This is a genomic window from Paenibacillus turicensis, assembly GCF_017873435.1.
GTDB classification, from domain to species: Bacteria; Bacillota; Bacilli; order Paenibacillales; family Paenibacillaceae; genus Fontibacillus; species Fontibacillus turicensis.
The window spans coordinates 63,890-83,849 of the sequence record NZ_JAGGKG010000018.1 but is presented as its reverse complement, the minus strand read 5'-3'; the positions used below and the strand labels follow the sequence as shown (position 1 = coordinate 83,849).

Annotated in this window: 21 protein-coding genes; 14 read left to right on the top strand and 7 right to left on the bottom strand. The window is 36.8% G+C overall.

Going from position 1 to position 19,960, the window contains the following annotated elements:
* The first annotated feature begins 1 nt into the window (after nt 1).
* On the top strand, nt 2-559 hold the full coding sequence (locus J2Z32_RS16965; protein ID WP_210090375.1) for a hypothetical protein: 558 nt from the start codon (nt 2-4) through the stop codon (nt 557-559).
* Nucleotides 560-889: 330 nt separating this feature from the next.
* On the opposite strand, the gene J2Z32_RS16960 is transcribed toward J2Z32_RS16965, so the two are convergent.
* The 3 genes from J2Z32_RS16960 to J2Z32_RS16950 form a co-directional block, all read right to left on the bottom strand.
* Nucleotides 890-2,479: an oleate hydratase gene (locus J2Z32_RS16960; RefSeq protein WP_210090374.1), complete on the bottom strand. Its 1,590-nt coding sequence runs from the start codon at nt 2,477-2,479 to the stop codon at nt 890-892.
* Nucleotides 2,480-2,778: 299 nt separating this feature from the next.
* The gene (locus tag J2Z32_RS16955) at nt 2,779-2,934 is read right to left on the bottom strand and encodes an aspartyl-phosphate phosphatase Spo0E family protein (RefSeq protein WP_245251561.1); all 156 of its coding nucleotides are present in this window, start codon (nt 2,932-2,934) and stop codon (nt 2,779-2,781) included.
* Nucleotides 2,935-3,290: 356 nt separating this feature from the next.
* Nucleotides 3,291-4,346, bottom strand: a complete 1,056-nt coding sequence (locus J2Z32_RS16950; protein WP_210090373.1) for an HD-GYP domain-containing protein — start codon at nt 4,344-4,346, stop codon at nt 3,291-3,293.
* A 242-nt stretch (nt 4,347-4,588) separates the two neighbouring features.
* Here J2Z32_RS16950 and J2Z32_RS16945 point away from each other — a divergent pair, with 242 nt between their 5' ends.
* From J2Z32_RS16945 to J2Z32_RS16925, 5 genes are read left to right on the top strand one after another with little or no spacing between them, the layout of a single operon-like run.
* Nucleotides 4,589-6,037, top strand: a complete 1,449-nt coding sequence (locus J2Z32_RS16945; protein ID WP_342453973.1) for a bifunctional metallophosphatase/5'-nucleotidase — start codon at nt 4,589-4,591, stop codon at nt 6,035-6,037.
* A 23-nt stretch (nt 6,038-6,060) separates the two neighbouring features.
* A complete protein-coding gene (locus tag J2Z32_RS16940) occupies nt 6,061-6,888 on the top strand; it encodes an undecaprenyl-diphosphate phosphatase (RefSeq protein ID WP_210090371.1) in 828 nt (275 codons plus the stop codon).
* A gap of 51 nt (nt 6,889-6,939) precedes the next feature.
* Nucleotides 6,940-8,055, top strand: a complete 1,116-nt coding sequence (locus J2Z32_RS16935; RefSeq protein ID WP_210090424.1) for an HD-GYP domain-containing protein — start codon at nt 6,940-6,942, stop codon at nt 8,053-8,055.
* Nucleotides 8,056-8,099: 44 nt separating this feature from the next.
* Nucleotides 8,100-9,236, top strand: coding sequence for a radical SAM/CxCxxxxC motif protein YfkAB (gene yfkAB, locus J2Z32_RS16930; RefSeq protein WP_210090370.1), 1,137 nt, complete (start codon nt 8,100-8,102; stop codon nt 9,234-9,236).
* Between the two features lie 21 nt (nt 9,237-9,257).
* Nucleotides 9,258-10,604, top strand: a complete 1,347-nt coding sequence (locus J2Z32_RS16925; RefSeq protein ID WP_210090369.1) for a hemolysin family protein — start codon at nt 9,258-9,260, stop codon at nt 10,602-10,604.
* A gap of 77 nt (nt 10,605-10,681) precedes the next feature.
* Here J2Z32_RS16925 and J2Z32_RS16920 read toward each other — a convergent pair whose 3' ends face one another.
* Genes J2Z32_RS16920 through J2Z32_RS16910 form a run of 3 tightly spaced genes read right to left on the bottom strand, consistent with a single transcriptional unit; the run spans nt 10,682 to nt 12,428 of the window.
* Nucleotides 10,682-11,338: an NAD(P)H-dependent oxidoreductase gene (locus J2Z32_RS16920; RefSeq protein ID WP_210090368.1), complete on the bottom strand. Its 657-nt coding sequence runs from the start codon at nt 11,336-11,338 to the stop codon at nt 10,682-10,684.
* On the bottom strand, nt 11,335-11,841 hold the full coding sequence (locus J2Z32_RS16915) for a flavodoxin family protein (RefSeq protein ID WP_210090367.1): 507 nt from the start codon (nt 11,839-11,841) through the stop codon (nt 11,335-11,337). The genes J2Z32_RS16920 and J2Z32_RS16915 overlap by 4 nt, the downstream gene beginning before the upstream one ends.
* The gene (locus J2Z32_RS16910; RefSeq protein ID WP_210090366.1) at nt 11,838-12,428 is read right to left on the bottom strand and encodes a TetR/AcrR family transcriptional regulator; all 591 of its coding nucleotides are present in this window, start codon (nt 12,426-12,428) and stop codon (nt 11,838-11,840) included. The genes J2Z32_RS16915 and J2Z32_RS16910 overlap by 4 nt, the downstream gene beginning before the upstream one ends.
* Nucleotides 12,429-12,643: 215 nt before the next feature.
* On the opposite strand from J2Z32_RS16910, the gene J2Z32_RS16905 reads away from it, so the two are divergent.
* From J2Z32_RS16905 to J2Z32_RS16895, 3 genes are read left to right on the top strand one after another with little or no spacing between them, the layout of a single operon-like run.
* The gene (locus J2Z32_RS16905; RefSeq protein ID WP_210090365.1) at nt 12,644-13,195 is read left to right on the top strand and encodes an RNA polymerase sigma factor; all 552 of its coding nucleotides are present in this window, start codon (nt 12,644-12,646) and stop codon (nt 13,193-13,195) included.
* Nucleotides 13,182-14,378 (top strand): DUF4179 domain-containing protein, encoded by a 1,197-nt coding sequence (locus J2Z32_RS16900; RefSeq protein ID WP_210090364.1) that lies wholly within the window; start codon nt 13,182-13,184, stop codon nt 14,376-14,378. The genes J2Z32_RS16905 and J2Z32_RS16900 overlap by 14 nt, the downstream gene beginning before the upstream one ends.
* Nucleotides 14,379-14,397: 19 nt before the next feature.
* A complete protein-coding gene (locus J2Z32_RS16895) occupies nt 14,398-15,393 on the top strand; it encodes a DUF5643 domain-containing protein (RefSeq protein WP_210090363.1) in 996 nt (331 codons plus the stop codon).
* Nucleotides 15,394-15,527: 134 nt separating this feature from the next.
* On the opposite strand, the gene J2Z32_RS16890 is transcribed toward J2Z32_RS16895, so the two are convergent.
* Nucleotides 15,528-16,052 (bottom strand): GNAT family N-acetyltransferase, encoded by a 525-nt coding sequence (locus J2Z32_RS16890; RefSeq protein ID WP_210090362.1) that lies wholly within the window; start codon nt 16,050-16,052, stop codon nt 15,528-15,530.
* A 296-nt stretch (nt 16,053-16,348) separates the two neighbouring features.
* Here J2Z32_RS16890 and J2Z32_RS16885 point away from each other — a divergent pair, with 296 nt between their 5' ends.
* From J2Z32_RS16885 to J2Z32_RS16865, 5 genes are all read left to right on the top strand, one after another.
* On the top strand, nt 16,349-16,627 hold the full coding sequence (locus tag J2Z32_RS16885; protein WP_210090361.1) for a hypothetical protein: 279 nt from the start codon (nt 16,349-16,351) through the stop codon (nt 16,625-16,627).
* 210 nt (nt 16,628-16,837) lie between these two features.
* A complete protein-coding gene (locus J2Z32_RS16880; RefSeq protein WP_210090360.1) occupies nt 16,838-17,077 on the top strand; it encodes a spore coat associated protein CotJA in 240 nt (79 codons plus the stop codon).
* Nucleotides 17,067-17,336, top strand: a complete 270-nt coding sequence (locus tag J2Z32_RS16875) for a spore coat protein CotJB (RefSeq protein ID WP_280921157.1) — start codon at nt 17,067-17,069, stop codon at nt 17,334-17,336. Before J2Z32_RS16880 ends, J2Z32_RS16875 begins: the two co-directional genes overlap by 11 nt.
* A gap of 101 nt (nt 17,337-17,437) precedes the next feature.
* Nucleotides 17,438-18,007 (top strand): manganese catalase family protein, encoded by a 570-nt coding sequence (locus J2Z32_RS16870; protein ID WP_210090358.1) that lies wholly within the window; start codon nt 17,438-17,440, stop codon nt 18,005-18,007.
* Between the two features lie 609 nt (nt 18,008-18,616).
* Nucleotides 18,617-19,903, top strand: a complete 1,287-nt coding sequence (locus tag J2Z32_RS16865; RefSeq protein ID WP_210090357.1) for a hypothetical protein — start codon at nt 18,617-18,619, stop codon at nt 19,901-19,903.
* Nucleotides 19,904-19,960: the final 57 nt, after the last annotated feature.

Here is a 19,960-nt window from a genome sequence, read left to right as displayed (position 1 = left end):
TATGAATTACACGATGAGTGACGATAAACTAATTATTGAACCAGGGGTAGGTATTGGAGCTATTAAATTAGGGATGAGTAAGGAAGAGGTAGAGACTCATATTAATTATTATATAAACAAGTATGAAAATAGGTCCTATCGTGACGAACATGGGAATGAGCTGTATTATGGTCAAATTTTTGAGAGTGGTATTAAAATAGAGTATGGCAAACAGGGTACTGTTATTTTTATTGAAATTGTTAGAGAACTGATGACCTTTTTTGATTGTATATGTTATGACATAGATGTGTTCCGTACGAAAGCGGAGGAAGTAGTACTTAAGCTAAGTGAGGTTGTGCATTGTGAGCCAGAAATGGAGGACGAGACGGAGTGTACGCTTGAAAATATAGGTTTAAGCTTATGGCGTCCCCATGCATTTGACGAAGCAGATATGCAGGAAGCTTGGTTTCAGGAGATGTGTGAAGAAAATCAAGAGGAAGAAAAGCGGTATATGTATTTTCAGACTGTAGCCGTGTATCCCAATGATGGTTTATATTATCAAGGCTTATTGTCGGTTTAAATTTGTATTTAAATATTAAGGCTCTAAATAAAAAATAGTGGTCAACAACAATGGAGATGGAAGGCTCGAGACAGAGGGTTCTTCCGATCGTTGTTAAAACCAGATTTCATAGTCATTGATCATTTGGTTGTGAAAATCTGGTTTTAAGAGACGAACGTTCCACTTCTCCAGAATCCCTCTGTCCATTCGTTAGCTTGGGGTGGTTGTCAACCACTAATTTAAATAAAGAACCAATATTAAAATTGTGAATTTTAATGTTTTGAGTAACAGTTTAAAGTCCTAAAAATGAAAGAAATCTGAAAGAATTTGCTATATTATTTCCTACTATATCTAGCGGTAGCTAGTTACAAGTGCTTTGAGTAATGTATTAACATTGCTAGCATGAGGGGTCACAGGACAAACAGGACGATTAACCCCCATTAATGTGTATACGGCTATACGAGCAGCGCGGATCGAATACTCTTCTGTAAAGACCATATCCTCAGGGATTTCTACGAATTGACTTATTAATGCTAAGTTAGTAGAACCTTCAGGAACCACTTTTGGTCGATCACTCATTGCTCTTGGTTGGAACTGAGCATCTGTATATGGCAACATACAAGGAATAACGTTAACAATATCCTTCTTAATTTCTTCAAGCTCATCATCGAAATGAAGGTGGTGCATAAGCTCGGTAAATATTTCTTCACCAGTGCAATCCCGCATTGGTTTCTTCACGTAGTCGCCAATCCGATCTGTATATAATCCATATCCCCAGAAAATCGTTTGATCCTCAGGTTGGTTTATAAAGTGGGGCTGAGCCGCAACAACAATGGATAAACGCCAAGATGAATCTTTAAAGGTCATTAGTGCGCCACTACCAGGGACATTTCTGGAGAACTTCTCTATTTTTTTAAGTAGTTTATTTCCGTTTAGAGTAACTGTGAATGATTCCCAATTAGTTTCTTCAGGATTACCGAAAAATGGCTGCGGATTACCAAGTCCTTGCTTCTTATTAGCAATTTTTGTCCATAGCATACCAGAGATTGGATTTTCAGGGGAATAAGGTGCTGGTGTTTTATAGTTTCCTAAAGTGGCTGCATCAGTCATACAGCCATTTGTCACAATACAAAGATCGTCAGGCTGGAGTTTAATTATTTTATGTCCATTTTCTTCTTCACAATGAATGGCTGTTACTGTAATGCCATCTCCATCTGCAAAGTCAAGGTCAGTTACAGTACATCTGATTGAAAAGTCAACGCCTGCTTTTTCTAAGTAAGTTTGAAGTGGCAAAATGACGGAATCGTATTGGTTGTAAGGTGTTCGTGTCACACCCTCAAGCGTTTGGATGCGGGAGTATTCAAACATCATACGAAGCATATAACGCTTAAATTCAAAAAGGCTAGACCATTCTTGGAAAGCAAATGTAGTTTGCCACATATACCAGAAGTTGGTTGTAAAGAAATGAGGGCTAAACCAGTCGGAGATTTTAACATAGTCAAGTTTTTCTTCAGGTGTTACGATCAATTTTGCCATCGCGATCCGGTCATGTTTATCAAAACCCATGCTCATTACGTCAACGACTTGGCCGTCCTTATCAACTAAACGGGCGTTGGAATGAGTAGGATGTTTTTTATCAAAAGCAATAATTTCTTCACTCACACTCATGCCTTCTTGATGAATCGAAGGGATAGTGTAAAATAGCTCCCAGAAATTTTCATACGTTTCTTCATTTAGCATACGCCCACCACGTGCGACAAACCCACCTTCAGGTGTACCAATCCCATCATTGGAGCCACCTAAAAGGTGCATACTTTCTAAAATATGAATGTTTTTACCTTCCATTTTACAATCACGAACCAAATAGGCTGCCCCTGCTAAAGATGCAAGTCCACCACCAACAAAATACACTTGTCTGTCTGTATGCTTCATATGAATCATCCTCCTATAATTAAGGTGTTTTCCTTATTATTACAGTAACGTAATTGGAAACATTTACATATGAACAAAACAAATAGAATGTGTAAAAATATAACAGTTTATCAGTTTTGTGAAGGAGAATTATAAAAAGGGAATAAAAGCGGATAGGCGTGGATGGTCATGAGAGCGGTATCAATTGGCTTACTTTGGCATTATTTAATATGAAAATTATATGTATATAATATAAAAAATGTAAAACGAGGAGTGGAAACTACGATAGGGGGACACCAAGCAGGAGGTATCCTGTGGTGTCCCGATAACTATTTGAACTGTCCTTGTGATCTGAGTTGGTTGTATTCATTTAATGCTTCATCTAGCTGCTGACTCATTTGTATCACTTCCCGGTCGGCCAAATGTTTACTAGCACTTAGTTTATTTAATTCCAACCGGAGTTCTTCAATTTTTCGGATCATCATTTTTTCCAAATTGAACAGCCCCTAGTCCTTTATCGTATCTATTGCTTTTGTATAGAGCTTAATGGTTGCGGTACTTTATACAAAAAACGTAAAACGTCCACAGTGCACTGCGTCCGTATGACGGATATCCGCGAGCCATAGGTTAGGCTTTCGACCCGTTCCGTCGCAGGTCTCATCAGGCGGGTGTCAAGTATATATTTTTTCGATAAATTGTGTAAAAATCCTCCTAAATTAGTCATGAATCAGCAATTTAGACAAAAAATTATTTTAATTTTAAATTGAAGACCACAAGGATTATCCTTGTGGTCCTGCTTTTAAAGCAAAACGGTTATAAATTAATAAAAACTCATAACGTATTATAAATATACTTCTTGTATCGTAATTTCGGGCTTTCGAGCCAAATCAATAAAGGTAGAGTCAGTTTGTACGAGTGGACGAAAAAAGTCAGTTTGATTAGTCATAACAATAATACCAGATTCACCTGTGCTTAATAAGACCTTTTTACCAATAAAATTAGGGAGCAAATGCTTAATAAGAGCCTGTGTAGGTTCTGGGCTTAATTTGCCAAAGCTAAGTGTATTTAATTCTTTCAAAACAGTAAGTAGTTCTTGCTTTGTCTGATAGACACGATTAGAAATCATGGCTGTATATACATCGGCTACGGCAACAATTTTAGCATAGGGGTGAATCTCTTGCCCACGAAGTCCTTTTGGGTAACCGCTTCCATCCTCGCGTTCATGATGCTGCAAGGCAACAAGCGCAGAGATTTCATCTTTTGTTGATTCCATAATAATCTTATGGCTATACTCAGGGTGTTTTTTAATTTCAGCAAATTCTTGTTCCGTTAAGCGCCCAGGCTTGTTCACGATGGAAGAGGGGAGCTTACTTTTACCAATATCAATTAAAAATCCCGCTTTGCTCACGAGATAAGCTTCCTCGTCATTATAATGAAGCCACTTTGCAATATAATAAGCCAGCATACCGACCTGTAGTGAATGATTGTATGTATAATCATCAGTTTGCTGCTTGTGCAGGAGTAGTAATAAGGAGACAACATCCTTTTGCTCTTCAAGTGTTGAAACGACAGGCTGCAGCAATTGCTCCATCTTGTTGTCTTCATAGGTGCCTTCTGCTAAAACAGTAAGGAAAAGATGCTCAAATTGGTCAATTGCATGATGAAATTGCTGATTAACTCTTGTGTAGGCTGTATGTGAGAGATGTTTATCAGTAGTGTGCTCTAAATTAATTTTTCTTTCAATAATATCGATATAATCGATACTGTGCTGCAGTAATCTAGCAATAGATTCATGGCTTAATATTGCATCTTTCCGAAGAACTAATACACCAGCATGATTAAACGTATCATCTAGCAATTGATCGCCTGGAACAAGGTCCATAATATGTACTCTCAATAATACAGCCACCTTTGAATTAAGAATTTTCTTCCATAATATCAAGAAAGAAATAGATTGACAATGAACATTTCAGCTCGTACTTTTTTTAGGGTAAGTCAGGTACAGAAAATGAATGTCGTGTTCCGTAACAACATATCTTTTAATAAGAAGACAAAGTATTCATAGGAGGTATATAATATGGTGTAAACAAAAAATAAAAAGAGATAGGATCGTACATGGATAGGCAAGGAGGGGCACAGGTGTCGGATGAAAATAACATTCATCAATCATTAACAATATTGTATACGAATGACCTTCATAGTCATTTTGACGTGATGCCTCGGATTTCAGCTATGGTTGAAGAACAACGACAGCAGCCAAATACTGACGTCTTGCTTCTGGACATCGGTGATCATATGGATCGCGCCTTTTTGGAGACAGAAGGTACAATGGGTAAGGTAAACGTGGACGTGTTAAATTTAATGCGTTATGATGCGATTACCATTGGTAATAATGAAGGGCTGACTTTTACGCCACATCAGTTAGAAACGGTGTATCGTCGTTTGAATTGCCCTGTTGTTTGTGGAAACATCAAGGAGAAAGAAAATAATCACACTCCAGATTATATGAAGCCTGAGGTTATTATTCATAAAGGTAATCTCCGGATCGGGTTAATTGGGGCAACAGTACCTTATACTTTATTTTATGATTTGTTGGGGATCGAAGCTAGTGATCCTATAAATACAATTGCTAGCTCAGTTCAGCGCCTGCGTTCTCAGGTAGACTTAATTATTGTGATGTCACATATGGGTTTACCTTTTGATCAAACGTTAGCGGAGACGGTTGAGGGCATTGACGTTATCCTTGGAGGTCATACCCACCATTTACTAGAAGAGCCGCTTTATATTAACAACACTGCGATCTCAGCAGCTGGAAAGTTTGGACGGTATATGGGGCGGATCGTATTTGACCAACCTATGCGAGGGGACGCTTTAAAAATAACGGAGGCTAGATGTATTCCCGTTGAGGAAGGATCAATCGATGAAAAGGTGGAAAATTGTATTGATTTTCATCACAAGCAGGCTGAAATTTCGATGGGGAAATCAATTGCTGTTATTCCTAATAGACTACCGATTGATTATAAAGAGGAATCCGATTTTGGTAATTTACTAGCCCAAGCTGTGCGCCGTTGTACAGGCAGTGAAATTTCTATTATAAATAGTGGGCAATTATTAGAAGAGTTACCAGCAGGCGAAATTAGTGAAATGATGTTACATGCTCGTTGTCCTTCACCGATCAATGCTTGTAAAATGACACTATTGGGTAAGGAAATTAAATTAGCACTTGAGCAGTCTTTGCTTGTTGAATATTACGATAAGGAAATTTATGGATATGGATTCCGGGGGAAGGTATTAGGTGGAATTTGTGCGGATGGAATAGAAATTATGTACAATCCTGTGCTTCCGGATTATCATAAAATTTCACAAATTATTGTACAAGGTGTCCCGCTTAAGCTAGAGCAGCAATATAGTGTAGGCACATTGGATATGTTTACATTTGGCATCGGTTATGAGGGGTTGCAGGTGGGGGAGGATAAAGTTTATTATTTACCACAATTTTTACGCGATCTATTAAAGCAGGAGCTTCAAACCCCTCATGCTGTTGAAAACAGCACTTTAAAGCGTTGGCGTATAAAAACCGATATTTAATATATCCATTTAGGAGGATTCAGATGAGCTTTATTGTAGCGATTATTTTAGGTATTGTAGAAGGCTTAACCGAATTTATTCCTGTCTCCTCAACAGGACACATGATTTTGACGACCAAGCTCCTTGGGTTTGATGACCAAACGGCGGAGATGAAAACTTTTGAAATTGTTATACAGCTAGGGGCAATTCTCGCCATTGCTTGGTTATATCGTGATAAAATAAAACAAATATTAAGTTTTGGCAAAAAGCCAATGCTTTTTAAAAATAGTAAACCTGCAAATGAATTAAACGTGATTCATATTTTTTTAGGGATTGCACCTGCATTGCTAGTTGGGTTTTTCTGTCGAGATTTTATTAAAAGCTTATTTAGTGCGTCTACGGTGCTGTGGGCACTTGTCGTTGGGGGTCTATTTATGATCTTCGCAGAATGGTATGCTAACAATGTAAAAAAACCTGTATCTAGTCAAGTGGATGGACTAACGTATAAACAAGCGCTATTGATTGGATTGTATCAATGTATATCTGTACTTTGGCCTGGTTTTTCAAGATCGGGTTCAACGATAGCGGGTGGGATGTTAAGTGGCGCAAGCTATAAAGCTTCTACTGACTTTTCATTTATTATGGCAATTCCGATTATGTGCGCAGTAACAGGCTATGAATTACTGGATTCTTATCGTTATATCACAGGACAAACTGCGGGTATTTTTCTAATTGGATTTATTGTTGCCTTTATCGTGGCTTATTTCGTTGTTTTAATCTTTTTGAAATTTATTCAACGAATTAAGCTTCGTCATTTTGCGATTTATAGATTTATACTTGCTGCACTATTTTGGTTGTTTATTATGCAATAATAAAAATATTTTGATTGATATGATTTTATTTAGAGAGAGATGTGGACTGATTTGCGTTTAATATCTATAAATTCTTTACTGCCTGGCATGCGTTTAGGCAAAAAGATTTATAATGAAGATGGCATGATATTATTATCTGAAAATGCAGAGTTAACTGATTCAATTATTCGCCGCTTAAAAATGTATGGGTTGGATTTAGTTTATATTGCAGATGAGCGTACAGAAGATATCATTATTCATGATATGATTGAGGATGAGACAAGACGGAGAGCATTGAGTGAAATACGTGACAATTTTCGTAAGTTTACGGGTCCTGCTGTGAAAAGTATGACGTATCCTTATTTGGGAAAAACATTTTCGAGCCTTGTTGAATCCATCATGGATGATCTTAGTGCAAGAGAAGATGTTATGATTATGATGATGAATATTAATAGTATGGATCATTATTTGTATCGTCATTCCTTAAACGTTTGTATTTATACTGTGTTGTTAGGACAAATTCATGGCTATTCCAAGGATGAGCTTCTTGTGTTAGGATTAGGGGCATTACTACATGATATTGGGAAAACACAATTACCACTTTCCCTTCTTAACAAGCCAGGTAAGCTAACCGATGACGAATATACATTAATGAAAACACATACCGAAGCGGGTTTTAATATGTTAAAGGATGAAGCAGGTATTCCTTTACTTTCGGCGCATTGTGCGTATCAGCATCATGAACGTATAGATGGATCAGGGTATCCGCGTGGCATTAGTGGGAACGACATTCATGAGTTTGCACGTTGGTTAGGCATTGTAGACTCCTTTGATGCGATGACAACACATCGAGTTTATCGTTCAGCTATGTTGCCACATCAAGCGTTAGAGGTGCTATATACTGGCTCAGGTACTTGGTATGAGAAATCTAAGCTAGAAGTATTTCGTGATCGTGTCGTGATATATCCGCTTGGCTTGACGGTGAAGCTAAGTACAGGACAACGAGGAGTTGTTGCGAAAATTAATAGTGACATTCCTCAACGTCCAGTCATCCGCATCATTAGCGATGAGTATGGCGAGCCGTTAAAGGCACCGATTGATGTTGATTTATCTAGACAGCTCTCGATTACGATTGTTGAGGTGGACGGATTAGGAGTGATGGGCTCTCAAGTGAGTCCAAGTGCGTAATAAATAATTTAAGTTTAAAAAAAGTAAAATAAGGTGAGTGAAAGATGAGAATATTAGAAAACAATACAGGTTCCTTAACACCAATAAGTCCAAGCTATGATCCATGGGACCCTATTGTTTCGCTTCGAGAGTTTGGCAAGCATGTGTTAACAAGCGTAGAGATGACGGTGACTAATTTATGTAATATGCGCTGTGAGCATTGTGCAGTTGGAGATAGCCTTGTCATGCGTGAGCCTGATCAGATTCCATTGTCCGTGATGCTAAAGGCATTGGATGAGGTTGAAAATTTGCGTACGATTAGTATTACAGGTGGCGAGCCAACCTTTAGACGTCAGACCGTGGATGAGAAAATAGTTCCCATTTTAAAGTATGCGCGAGAAAGAGGCATACGCTCTCAAATTAATTCTAATCTAACCTTGGATTATGAACGTTATGAAAAGCTGCTTCCTTATTTGGATGTCATGCATATTTCCTTTAACTATGAAGATGAGAAGCATTTTCATGAGGTTGGTTTTGCTAGAAGTGGACACCCAGTCAAAGCGGAAGTCGCTTATAAGATGTATGATAAAATGATTGAAAATTCAAAACGTTTAAGTGAAGCAGGGATGTTTATTTCTGCTGAAACGATGATTAATTATCGCACCTACGATAAATTGCCAGAAATTCACCAAAAGATTATTGAGATGGGCTGTCAAAGACACGAGGTACATCCGATGTATGCCTCAAATTTTGCAGAGAATTTGCCTGTTTTGTCTTTGGATAACATGCGAACTGCTATTCATTCTTTATTAGATCATCGTGATAAAAGCTTGTGGATGCTGTTTGGGACGTTGCCATTTTTTGCGTGTAATGACAATGAAGCTGATAAAGCTTTAATTCGTCGTTTATACAATGAACCTATGGTAACTGTTCGTAACGATCCAGATGGACGTAACCGTGTTAATGTAAACCTATTTACTGGTGATGTCTTTGTGACGGATTTCGCTGCAATTCCTGCATTTGGTAATGTATATAAAGGGAAGCTAGACGATGTTTTTGCTGAATGGTTAAATAACCATCCTTTAAATAAAACTGTAAATTGTCATTGTGATGCCGTTAGCTGTTGTGGTCCTAATTTATTAGTAAAAGATATGTATTATAAAGATGTAGATTTTAAATCACGAAAAGTGACTAAATTATAGGAAAGAGGAAGGCTTCGTATTATGGAGGAATTTGAGATAGGAAAGTTAATTTTTAACTTGGTCATTGTTTTAGTGCTTGTATTATTAAATGGTTTTTTTGTTGCGGCAGAGTTTGCGTTAGTGAAGGTGCGTCAATCTAGGCTGACGCAGTTGGTCAGTGAAGGGAATCGAAGAGCGAATTATGCACTAAAAGTAAATCATAAGCTTGATACGTATCTCTCTGCAACACAGCTAGGGATTACCCTTGCATCGCTAGGATTAGGTTGGGTAGGGGAGCCTGCTATCTCTGAGCTGTTAGTTCAACCATTAATGTATAAGCTAGGCGTTACAGACACTACCTTAATTTCCACTGTATCTGTTGTTATCGGTTTTGCGATTATAACGTTTTTGCACATTGTTGTTGGTGAGCTAGCACCTAAATCACTAGCCATTCAAAAATCCGAGGAAACTTCCTTGTGGTTATCTGCCCCATTGCTTTATTTTTATAAAATATTTTTACCTGTTATTTGGTTGCTTAACACCGCGGCAAATGGGATGTTGCGTTTGTTTGGCATTGAACCCGCCTCTGAAGGGGATTCAGCTCACTCTGAGGAAGAAATTCGTATTCTTATGAATCAAAGTGCTAAAAGTGGTGTAATTGATAAAAATGAAATGCAGCTTATGGACAATTTATTTGATTTTGCAGATATGTTAGCGAGAGAGGTTATGCTTCCGCGTACTGACATGGATTGCTTATATACGCACTTATCTTGGGAAGAAAATATGAAAATAATTACCGAGACGAGACATTCACGTTATCCCGTTGCGGTAGAGGATAAGGATCAAATTATTGGCTTTGTACATATTACTGATATTTTATTACCTGAATCAGAGCAGGAGCCTGATTTGGCTGAAATTGTGCGTCCAATCTTAAATGTACCTGAATCAATGGAAGTTAGTCATGTGTTACGTATGATGCAGAAAAAGCATGTCCAAATGACGCTTGTTGTTGATGAATATGGAGGTACAGCAGGACTATTAACCGCTGAAGAGATCATCGAAGAAATCGTAGGTGATCTTCATGATGAGTTTGAGGATGAACGCCCCGAAATCGAAAAAATAGCAGAAGGTGTTTATTCCGTAGATGGACGTTTATTAATTGAAGAGGTTAATGAGCTGATGGGCATTTTACTTGAGGATGAAGAGGTAGATTCCATTGGGGGTTGGCTGTTTAAAGAGCTAGAAGGCGCACCAATTAAAGGTAAGAAGGTTCCCTTTGCAGGTGTAATGTTCGAGGTAGCAGAGGGAAGTCGTCTAAGAATTACACGTGTAAAAATGACGAAGCTTGTTCCTCAAATTTCTGAGGAACAAGTAGAGGATGAAGATTAGATTGTATTTAAGGCTTCCTGCCCACTCAACGTGGGACTGTGGAAGCTTTTTCTTATATTGAGGAAATAAAGTGTGTATTATTGATTCTCCTGAAAAGGTTGCTTCCTAAGATCCTTTGGTTTTAGTCCATTTTGTTTTGCTTGGCGGTGCCAGAAAAAATAAGTAGCGGATAAACGCCAGAGAATACGTGGGAAGTTTGGCTGAATAAACAACGATTCTGCACTATTACGGGTGAGAATCGCATTAGAGAGCTGATCCATTGCTCTACCCAGATTTTTTAATGGGCCTTTACCTAGTGGGACTTGATTAAAATAGCTAAACATTTCTCCTGCCCCATGACCAATTGCCATCCCAAAACGGAAGGAACAACGTTTACACCAGTTTTCAACAATATTTGCTGCAGTTTTGCACTGTTGTCCTTCAAAAAATCCATTATTTATTAAAGCATAAAGTACAATTTCCTTGTTTGATTTCTCTGTCTTTCGGTAATTTTCTAATTCAACCATCATTCGTAGTAGATGTGAAGGAATCGCATCAAAATAGACTGGAAATGCCACTACGATGGCATCGGCTTCGTTAATTTCCTGAAATTGCTCAACGTTTAACTGTTTTGAATTAACACGGTACGAGGTTAATTCATTTCCTTCCTCAATGAGGGGTTTAAGTATATTGAGAAATAATCCGGAGTTGCTTGATCTACCCTTGGGACTGCCGTTAATCAGGGCAATTTTCATTGTTGCACCTCCATCAAGCTATGAAGAGAGTTATGAAAAAATACACGATAGTTAGATGCATCCAGATTTAATGCATTTGCCTTAATCAATGTATGTGCAGTTTGGCGTTCGGCTTCTGTTATATCTTCTCCATAAAAATGGACAGTGAACTTAAATTGTTGCTTATATCGCTGTTTGTGATGCGTTTCCCCATTTTTTATAACAAAATAGGGTAGAATATAAGATAATGCCCGGTTGAGTACATTACTGACAAACGGACTATACCCTCCATAAGTGTTCTGGCTAATGAGTACAAACTCATCACAGGCGGCAAGACGTTCGCCCATGTGTTTATAGGCGTCTTTGAGCACACAAGTTCCTGGGGTGCGAACCCAGCAGCCAAAGCAACCTACACAGTGACGAATCGGAGCACTCCCCCCAATCACCTCATCTGTATCTTTACTGAAGCCGTTTAGCCAAGTGTCATACTCCTGATCGGCTAGATCATGGACAATTAGTCTCATTCATTTTTCCCTCCCGATTGAATAATCGTTTGCCATACATGTTGCCAATTGCCTGAATAGCGGATGCCACTGCTAGATAACAAGGATGCCACACCATGCACAAGCGACCAATATGCCATTAACATGTTGCCATCCATTTCAATTGGAAGATTTAAACTGCGGAACAACCGATAACCTGTTTCTTTAAATACTGCAAATGGGGGATAAGTTGGAATGTCGGCTGGATCGTCGTCAACCTGAATAATAATACCTGATTGGAAAAACAAAAATGGTAAATAAGTAGGATGCTCTTCGAAAAAAGTAATATAAGCTGTTCCAAGCTTTTCCATCGACTTCATCGGATCATCTTGATCGTCAATGGACAGTTGCAGGGAAACTGTGAACTGTTCAGTGACATGATCTGCCATTGCCGTTAATAGTTCTTGTATATCTTTGAAATGACTATAAGGAGCTGCGTGACTGACTCCACAACTGGCTGCGACCTTACGTAAGGAGAATCCTCCGATGCCTTCTTTGCCTATTAACTCAATACCTGCTTCAATTAATGTATTTCTTAAATCACCGTGATGATAGGATTTAGATTTCAAAATCTTCTCTCCTTTCTTGAACTTTACATTGTAAAGATAAAACATAATCTTGACACTGTCAAGATATAGTTTGTTTGAGGAAGCAAAGTCATTGATAATGAGATATAACTTTTCTTTTTAATTCATGAATTTAGAATGCAAAATATATGTGATGTAACCTTTCGACATAGTCATCCATCTAATTGGCAGAGGGTCCTCAAAAGGAGTTGGAATTGTTGCAGCAACAAATCGATGTAGAAGAAGTAAAACGTGCACAGAATGGAGATCGCGAAGCCTTCATTCAGATTTTTCGCAAACTGGAGAAGGAACTATATAGCTTAGCAAAATCGATTGTCAAAACAGATGAAGATTGTGCAGATGTATTTCAAGAAACGACGCTTAAGGTGTATAAATCTTTGTCTACATTAAGAAAACCAAATTATTTTAAAACCTGGGTTTTTCGAATTCTAATTAATGAATGTAATCAATTATTACGCATGCGTAAAAGAACGGTCGTGATGGCAGATGTTCCTGAAGAAGCGCCGATGTCCAAGCCGTATAACAATCACACTGATGTTGATTTGCAGGAAGCAGTAGAAAATTTAGATGAAAATCTACGTATTGTAATTTCTCTGTTTTATTTTCAAGATCTATCGATTAAGCAAATTGCGGATGTGTTGGATATTTCTCAAGGTGCAGTCAAAACTCGCCTGCATAGGGCTAGAGGATTATTGGCGCAACAAGTGAAGCAAAGTAGAGAAAGGGAGCTAGAGTATGGAAAAATTTAATCTAGAAAAGGAGCTTAGGGAAATTGGTGCATCTAAAAGGATGGAGCTCCCTGATGAGCTTCGAGCGCGCCAAGATGCCGTCTACGCTTCACTACTGGAAATGCCCACATCAAGTCGATCTAAGGTAAGAAATGAAAGAGGTTATTTACGGAAATTTTCTATTGTAACAGCGATTGCAGCTACAATCACACTTATTGTAGGGATTAGCAGTGCGATGATCTCTCCAGTGATGGCGGCTACGCTTAAGGAAATGCCAATTATCGGTGGTGTATTCAGGTTTGCCGAGGATATGGGTCTTAAGTTTGCCGAAGAAAATGGCTTAACCAATGAAGTAAACCTAAGTCAAACTCATGATGGTATTACTTTGAAAGTTCCACATGCAATTTACGATGGTATACGTTTATCTGTTGCAGTACAGCGTGAAGCAAACAACTATTCAGGTGGGATATTTGATCGTGAAGTCGTAGGGAAAGGCTTCGATACTAAGCATATTTACCCAAAAGGAGCTATTAATAAGTTTAACATATTAATTAACGGTAAATCGACATTCGAGCCTGCAATATTGTCTAAATTTGGTATGCGAACGAACGATCCTGATCTGGCTATTTTTCAAGTAACTGAAGATACTAAATTTCAAAAAAGACAACTACCTGATCAATTTACTCTTACACTTATACTTGGGGTTGAGGGCGCTAAAACGCCGTTTACCTTTGAAATTCCTGTACAGAAGCAGACGGAGCAATTAACGTATCCGTTGTCTGTGACAAAACAATCTGCAGACTACAAATTAGAATTAGCAACGATTCAGTTCACGCCAATTACAACCAAGGTGAAGTTAAATATAGTGTTGGAGAACGCAATTAAAAATCGGTTAAAAGATTATAAATTGCTATATGAGTTATGGGATGACAAAGGACCGTTACAGCACTTTAGTGCTGGAATCGTAAGGATGGGAGATCAAGGTGTTATTACTCAAGAACTATTGTTTGATCGGTTTGAGGAAATACCACAGGAAATTATATTAAGACCATTCCTCCCTGAATTAGTTGATCCAAGTAAAGAATCAGGACAATTCAAAGTAGATGCTAACGGTGAAATTGTAAAACATTATGTGAAGGAATTGGAAATCAGGATTCCAATTGAGTCAGATGAATTAGAAAAATTGTATAACTCAATTAACTAAATTATTGGAGGATATTAACATGAATAAAAGTATAAATAATGGTACTAAGGGTTCTAAAATGATTAAGGTGATGGCAACAACAGCGATTGCGGGAATGTTATTAGGGGGAGCGGTATTTGAACCAACAACGATGTATGCCGCAAGTAAGAAACCAGCAACAACTGTAAATAAAGCAAGCGTACAAAATCAGGCTCAAAAAGTGAGTATGACACAAAATGGGATTACATTAACGGTAACAAAAAGTATTTTTGATGGAAACCATGTGCAGTTTGAAGTAAAGCGTAGTGGTGGTGGACTGTCATCTGGAATCACTGAACGTACATGGGACAAAGAGCAAGAAGAAAATATTTATTCTAAAGGTGCAATTAAAAACATTCAAATTTTCATAGACGGTAAATCGATTAATGATTTTGGCGGCCTTGGCGAAAGACCAAGTTTGAGCTTGAACAAGGGAGCTGACCTTGATACAGCTCAAATTACTCTAGTTGACCCATCTTGGCTTGGTGATCAGTTGTATGCTTTTCCAAATAAATTTAAGCTTACCGCTAAAATAACATTAGAGGGCACCCAGCAACCATTTACATTGGAGCTTCCAATGCAGCTAACTAATAAAGCAAACACGCTTCAGCCTAAAATTACAAAAAGTTATGATGGACTAAGTGTTACCATTAATAAAGTGAATGCAAATACAAGCTCTACACGCCTTCAACTGATTGAAAAAGGTGTCGAGAAAGGTAAGTCATCTAACCTCATGTATGAATTTGTGGACGATAATGGTGTTGTACTTGATCGGATTAGTGGGTTTGGAACAAATAATCACAACAAAGCGGGCGACTGGTATCATGACTATTTAATTGATGGAGTAAACAAAGACGTTAAATCGATTACGATCAAGCCATTTAAAGGTGAATATGTAAACCCTGATCAAAATTCTGGTCAATTTAAGGTAGATGAAAATGGCAATGTAATAAAACATTATATTAAGGAATTAGAAATGACAGTAAAATTGAAGTAAGAAGAAATAGAAATTGCCTATCCTGATTGTCAGGGTAGGCAATTTTTGTGTGAGCTTGTACAGTACCCCTATGTATAAACGGCATAAATAACTCATTGACACCATTTTTAAGGGGTACTTTTAAATTTCATCGGTCATTCATTGTGATCCAATTTCTTAGTCAAATAAATTAATAAGTCATCATCGACAGTCAGAGTTTCTCCAGGTTTAACTTCTTCATTTTTATAAAAAATTCCGTGACCATCCATCACATAACCACGAATGTTATACATCTTCTGAGCATTTCCATAGTCTTTATATAGCCCTACTGCTAATCCAACTTGTTTTGATTTCTTGGAGGCTAAATGTTCTAGCTCATCTAACAGTATACTTGCGATGCCTTTTCTTCTAAATTCGGGGAAAACATTTAAATCATTAATTTCAGGGATATTATCTTTTATGAAATTTGGATAAGTGGAAGTAAATAAAAGATGACAGCATCCTGCCAAAATCCCTTCGTAGTAAGCAAATAAAGTAATTCTTTTTTTCTGAGTATTTTCTTCTAAGCACTTAAAAAAATAATCTGATTTATACCAAGGGTATCTACTAGAAAATTCAATTCTTAATAAAGAAGCTTCTTGAATCGTAGAAAGTTGTTGGATCGAGATTGGATTAGTCATATAAACTCCTTTTGTTTTAATATATTCTAGGGTTTTACTATAAAACACCAATTACAATGTTTTTGAGCCTTTGTGAATTAGGAGATTAGGCACTTTAAAATCAAATAACTGTAAGCTATCATTGGAGGTTATATATACTATATATTATTTTGGTTGGATTATTATAGTATATTATATAAATTATACATAAGTTAAGTACAGTGCAGGAACAAGTTATCCCAAAGTGGAAAACTCTTGATAGAGAATTCCCATAAGACTATATTTTTATCATTCAAAATTTTTTTGGGAGGTATCATGTGAGTACAATTAAAAAATACACTGTAATTATAGGTTTAGTTTTATTGGCTGGAATTATATTTATGTATCTCTACTCATTCCCAAAAGAAATTCATGCAGAGCATCAAGCGCTTAAGTTTGTTGGGGGAGAACCCAATTCTGTTGAAACGATTAAAGTCAAAATAAAAGGTACCTTGTATAGACCGATTTTCAAGCAACACAGCTTTGAGGGAAACATAGAGATTGGTGGGTATGACTTTACCAAACCACTGTTTTTGATATTTTGTTCGACGCGTTAGAATTCTAGAGTTCCAACTGAAGCGTCTATTTTAGGCTTAGTTCGTGAGTGCGGTCAAAAGGTGAAACTGGTTTTTTTATTAATAAACAGGCTAATTACGACTAATTAAAGCTGTAGTTGACCTGTTTTTATTTTTCCATTTTCAGGTTCATAATTTGGGCGAACATCATATGTTTAATATAAGGAAATTATTTCGATAGGAGGCAGTCTAATGAATCAACCTCAGGAACGGCAATATGCGCCCTTTATCGGCCCATTTGATCCATGTCCACCTGTAAAATGTAAAACGTACAGCACTCCACCACATTTGTTTATCACTTTTCAACCGATGAATCTCCCACAATTTACTCCACAGGAAGCCCTTCGCTTAGGAACGTTATGGCCAGCACTTTACAGTCCCTACAACCCACGACATAGCTATAGAGAGGAGAATGACGACAATGACCTCTAACCCAAACTACGATAAGCAATATTATGAAATGCTGGAAAACCTACAGGCTTTGGACTTCGCTTTGGTTGAACTCAATTTATACTTAGACACTCACCCAAATGACTTAAAAGCAATTGAACAATTCAACCAATTGACGCGAGATCGTACGATTTTGGCTAATGAATTTCAGCAGTGTTATGGCCCACTTCAAAACTTTGGCCGAGCTTATTCTAAATTTCCTTGGGAATGGTCTAAAAGCCCTTGGCCTTGGCAGGTATAGCTACTTAAGTGTAACTAGCCATGCTTAATCAATGAATTTGCTTAATGAGTCTGCTCAGTTTAATACAAACCAACATTTAATAAGGAGGTTTTATAGAGCTTATGTGGATCTATGAAAAGAAGCTACAATACCCTGTACGAGTTGGGAAATGTGATGTACGAATGGCAAAGCTTTTATTGGAGCAATATGGGGGAGCAGATGGGGAATTAGCGGCGGCGCTTCGGTATTTAAATCAGAGGTATACGATTCCTGACAAAGTGATTGGGTTATTAAATGATATTGGGACTGAGGAATTTGCCCATTTAGAGATGATTGCCACAATGATCTATAAGCTTACAAAAGATGCTAGTCCTGAGCAAATGAAGGAAGCAGGCTTAGGTGATTATTATGTTAGTCATGACCATGCGTTATTTTATCAAAATGCAGCGGGTGTTCCTTTTACCGCCTCCTACATTCAAGCTAAGGGTGATCCCATCGCTGATCTGTATGAGGATATAGCCGCAGAAGAAAAAGCACGTGCTACATATCAATGGCTAATCGACATGACGGATGACGTGGATCTGCAAGATGGCTTGAAATTTTTACGTGAGCGTGAAATTATCCATTCTCTGAGATTTAGAGAAGCGGTGGAGATAGTGAAGGAGGATCGGGAGACGAAGAAGGTGTTTTAACATATCGCAAACCTTGATTTTCATTATTAAAATGTTCTGAAATTTATTTTGTATCTGTTTGAGCTAGAGTAATCTATAGGATTATTCTAGCTATTTTTAATTAAATTACTAAAATGGTAAATTTAGGATTATTTTCATGGTCTCCTATTACTCACTTCTCTTGGGGAATTCAGAACTGTTATTACTTTTACATAAACTTGTGTCGTGATCAAAGTATTTTTAGTTTAGATTGAGAGAATAATTGTTTACTTCCTAATGAACTCCAAACTTATAAGTCCAAGAATGATGATTTTGGACTTGACTTTTAAGGAATAAATACACATCTTACCTTAACACTATATCAAGATCGACCTATCTTTTAAATGGATTTATATTATGAAAAAAGATATAGTACGTAAAAAACTATAATTTATTACCTTTAATCCTAATACATCAGCCATATATAATTTTTAAAAAAATTAGTAAAAAAGTATATGTTAAGTAAAATTATACTCAAAATATTTAGGTATTTGGGATTATTTCCCTCTTAATTATTGATTAACTGTAAAATTATATGATATATAATAATTCATATTCATAAAATATTAACTAGAGAGGGGAATTTTGGTTATGTTTAAAAGAACACTATCTGTATTACTAACATTAATTTTACTTGTTATTCCTTTGAATGTTCATGCTGATGAAGGGTCAAGTCAAGTAGTGTTGGATGGGAACATTATTAATAATTTAGATAAACAAGGTGAGAAATTAAATGAAATTAAAGATTCAAATTCTGTAAAATTAGTAGTTCAAAATTATGATTTTGTAGGGAACTCTATTAGTATTGATGGTTATGTATCACAAGAACTTGTTAATGAGAAGAAGCCCTTTAAATTAGCAGGTGAATTAAAAAAAGCAGACTATACAGACACTCTTATCGTTGGTAATGTTGTTGACCAATTAGATAACTATGATGTAATATTTTTTGGGATAGATAAAGCTCCTAATCAAAATATTTCTTTAAATCCAGACAAGTTTTCAGATAATGACACTGTCTTAAAAATATATTTAATGGAGAAAGGAACAAGGAATTTTATTGTTTCAGAGACATTAACACTTGAAAAATTTGTGAATCTTTTTGAAATTATAAACAATTCAAATAATCTACAAATCGGTGCTTATTCAGATGTCTTTTGGTTTGGTAAAGTGCTTGAGCCAGTAAAAGTGGATGAAGTGGAGCAACAACCTTTGCAACTACAAGCGAGTGTTACAAGTGGTGTTTCTGATAAAAAGTACACTATAAATTATCAAGCAGGTATTGCATCAATTAACGAAGAAATAGTAGTTAGAAGTTATATAGAGGGACCATTAGTTCTTGGGAGTAGCGGTGATTTTACTGCAAAATTATATATACTATCTCAAAGAACATATTCAACTACGAATCCTTCTGTTAACTCAAACACATCTAACTTTGAAGTTGGTGTGATGACTCCTACTTCATTGCAAGTATATACTGATGTAGGGGATGCAATAAGATCAGTGCAGTGGGATGGGACTTGGAAAGAAAGCGGTTCTTTAAATTTTGACATTGGATGGAGTCTTAGTCTTTTGAATACGGGGTTATCTTTTTCTCCTTCGTATACTAATTCTAGTATATATTATAGTAAAACTTATAAAAATTTTGATAACAGTGGAAAATCCAAAGTTAGAAGTGCAAGAATAATATTCCCTAAAAATGCGAGTTTAGTTAATACTGGGCATACTTTCGATGCAGAGATAAAAGTAGGTCATTATGAAACTACTAAGACTAAAAGATTAAATTTAAAATGGACATATTATATCTGGAATAATCAATCTATTTATAGCCCAGCAGTTAATGAGCATACAAGCAATATGTATTTCCAATATAAGTCATAATTTTGTTTGTTACATGAGATTTAAATAAGACTTCAAAAAATAATTCAGTGAGCTATT

Bases quoted from the DNA above. Each gene is read 5' to 3' on its own strand.
- J2Z32_RS16955 (WP_245251561.1), bottom strand. From the start codon at position 2,934: ATGATGATCCGAAAAATTGAAGAACTCCGGTTGGAATTAAATAAACTA.
- J2Z32_RS16865 (WP_210090357.1), top strand. From the start codon at position 18,617: ATGTTTAAAAGAACACTATCTGTATTACTAACATTAATTTTACTTGTT.
- J2Z32_RS16880 (WP_210090360.1), top strand. From the start codon at position 16,838: ATGAATCAACCTCAGGAACGGCAATATGCGCCCTTTATCGGCCCATTT.
- J2Z32_RS16920 (WP_210090368.1), bottom strand. From the start codon at position 11,338: ATGAAAATTGCCCTGATTAACGGCAGTCCCAAGGGTAGATCAAGCAAC.
- J2Z32_RS16900 (WP_210090364.1), top strand. From the start codon at position 13,182: ATGGAAAAATTTAATCTAGAAAAGGAGCTTAGGGAAATTGGTGCATCT.
- J2Z32_RS16895 (WP_210090363.1), top strand. From the start codon at position 14,398: ATGAATAAAAGTATAAATAATGGTACTAAGGGTTCTAAAATGATTAAG.
- J2Z32_RS16940 (WP_210090371.1), top strand. From the start codon at position 6,061: ATGAGCTTTATTGTAGCGATTATTTTAGGTATTGTAGAAGGCTTAACC.
- J2Z32_RS16925 (WP_210090369.1), top strand. From the start codon at position 9,258: ATGGAGGAATTTGAGATAGGAAAGTTAATTTTTAACTTGGTCATTGTT.
- J2Z32_RS16890 (WP_210090362.1), bottom strand. From the start codon at position 16,052: ATGACTAATCCAATCTCGATCCAACAACTTTCTACGATTCAAGAAGCT.
- J2Z32_RS16875 (WP_280921157.1), top strand. From the start codon at position 17,067: ATGACCTCTAACCCAAACTACGATAAGCAATATTATGAAATGCTGGAA.
- yfkAB (WP_210090370.1), top strand. From the start codon at position 8,100: ATGAGAATATTAGAAAACAATACAGGTTCCTTAACACCAATAAGTCCA.
- J2Z32_RS16960 (WP_210090374.1), bottom strand. From the start codon at position 2,479: ATGATTCATATGAAGCATACAGACAGACAAGTGTATTTTGTTGGTGGT.
- J2Z32_RS16965 (WP_210090375.1), top strand. From the start codon at position 2: ATGAATTACACGATGAGTGACGATAAACTAATTATTGAACCAGGGGTA.
- J2Z32_RS16915 (WP_210090367.1), bottom strand. From the start codon at position 11,841: ATGAGACTAATTGTCCATGATCTAGCCGATCAGGAGTATGACACTTGG.
- J2Z32_RS16870 (WP_210090358.1), top strand. From the start codon at position 17,438: ATGTGGATCTATGAAAAGAAGCTACAATACCCTGTACGAGTTGGGAAA.